The following is a 1,956-nucleotide window of genomic DNA, read 5'->3' as shown; positions in this document are numbered from 1 at the left end:
CAATGTCATTAACTTAAGCGAGTGACATGCAAGCCGGCATCGCTTAGAACAAGCCCCCGCGGCGGTTGATTCGCCGCGGGGGCTTTTTCTGTTCGCCCGGTTTTCGTCCGCTGGGGGCGGTGGGTGTTTTTGCCATGGCTCCGCCGCGGATTGCCGTGCGGCTGCACTCAGAAGACCCGTTTGTGCGTGTTGCTGTAGCGATTCGCGTAGTTGTGATCCACCCCGTCGCGGGGATAGGCCCTCTCGCGGCGGATCGGGACGAGGCAGGCGCTCAGCTCCTCCACGATCCGCGCCATGATGGCGTCCCTCTCCGGGTCGTCCGCCATGATCATCCCCAGCAGCTCGTCCTTCACGACCCCCAGGGCGAAGCTCCTGTCCGCGGTCATCTCGTGCTTGTAGCGCCCGCCCCCGCCGCGCTCCCGGGCGGCCTCATCCGCCTCGTTGGCGATGTCGAAGGCGACGTTGAGCAGATAGGCCGACGCGTAGATGCCCTGCTCGATGAGGACGGGCTCGGTGCCGGTCATGTTCTCCGCCTGCAGGCGGTCCTTGAGCATCTGGAAGCAGGCCTCCACGCCCCACCGCAGGTGGTAGAGCTCCTCGAGGTCGCCTGGCGAGAACTCCGATTCCGGCAGGTTGGTGATGAGCTTCCCGGGCGCCGCGCCCCCGATGTCGACGAGCACGCATCTGACGTCGACGGGGGCGTGTCCCAGCAGGGAGTGGAAGACGCCGGGCTCCTTCCTGCGGATGCTCGCTATCCTCTGGTAGCCGAAGCCGAACCCGCAGGTGGCGTCGCCGCCAGCTGCCTCCGCGATCCGGAACTCCTCGTTCATGAACACCGACTGCGCGCGCATGAGGTAGGGCACGCTGTTGTCCGCGAGCCATGCGAGGAGCGGGAAGGACGGGTAGCCGCGGTCCACGACCAGGACGAAGGGCTCGCCGCCGAGGACCCCGCGGGCCGCCTCCACGTGCGCGGGCACGAAGGCGCGCTCGTCGAAGTTGCCGGTCGTGATGTCGAGGCTCACCATCTGCCTGGCGACGACGTCGAACGCGGCGGAGAGGCCGCAGAACGCCTGCACCTTGCCGTGCTTGGCCGACGACCCGCCGTAGGCGGCCACCGTTGCCCCGTTGGTGGGCACGTTGGCGGACGAGCCGTCGATTGCGAGCACGTGCATGCCGTGCCAGGTCGGGGCGCCGCCGTCGCGGTAGACCCGCTGCGCGTGGTGCCGCATCAGCATGGCGATGGCCCCGGGGTTGAGCTTCTCGCGCTGCTTGAGGTAGCCGGGCGCGCTTATCGTGCTCCCCATGCCGGAATCCCTCCCGAACTCCCGCAGCTCGATCCTGAGCGTGCGGCCCTTCCTGCACAGCATGCTCTCGACCAGCGAGTCGCAGGGCATCTTGCGCCTGCGCGTGAAGTCGGCGGGCGATCTGCGGCACGCCGCCGCGAACGACCCGCTGCGAACGATCTCGAGGCCGGCCCCGACGCGCTCCGACGCTCCCATGGCGCCACCCCCATGCTCAGTCGCCCCATACAAGCCTCGGCCTCTTGTCCGACCAGGCGGCCTTGAGATAGGGCACCTGGTCCTCGGTGACCCGCCCGATGTCGACCACGGTGCGCTGAACGACCCTCTTGCCCTCGCGCCTGTTCTCGACGACCGAGGCGTAGAGGAGGTCCTTGCCACCCGAGCCCTTCTTGCGCTGCACCTTCAAGAACATCTTCTAACTACATATCCCCCGGTAGTGGTTGCGGTCAACCAAGATAATTCCCACTACATTATAACACGATGACAAGGCATTACGCACGGCATGGGGGCACTTTAAGGATGGTTGAGCGGATGCGGGATGCGATGATATTCCCACTGCATCCACATGGCGCGGAAAGACCCTGCGGCTTCTGCTGCAGGGTCTTTGCTAAGCGATGCCGGCTTGCATGTCACTCGCTTAAGTTAATGACATTGG

At 65.9% G+C, this 1,956-nt stretch carries 2 protein-coding genes; both read right to left on the bottom strand.

Features of this window, described 5'->3' with window-relative positions:
• Window positions 1-167 precede the first annotated feature (167 nt).
• A complete protein-coding gene (locus NOV21_RS07810; protein ID WP_283171730.1) occupies window positions 168-1,499 on the bottom strand; it encodes an IS4 family transposase in 1,332 nt (443 codons plus the stop codon).
• Between the two features lie 16 nt (window positions 1,500-1,515).
• Window positions 1,516-1,713 (bottom strand): hypothetical protein, encoded by a 198-nt coding sequence (locus NOV21_RS07805; RefSeq protein WP_283171731.1) that lies wholly within the window; start codon window positions 1,711-1,713, stop codon window positions 1,516-1,518.
• Window positions 1,714-1,956 lie beyond the last annotated feature (243 nt).

The organism is Curtanaerobium respiraculi (genome assembly GCF_024609215.1).
GTDB lineage: Bacteria > Actinomycetota > Coriobacteriia > Coriobacteriales > Eggerthellaceae > Curtanaerobium > Curtanaerobium respiraculi.
Note: the sequence above shows the minus strand (reverse complement) of the source record. Positions and strands in the feature narration are given on the sequence as shown.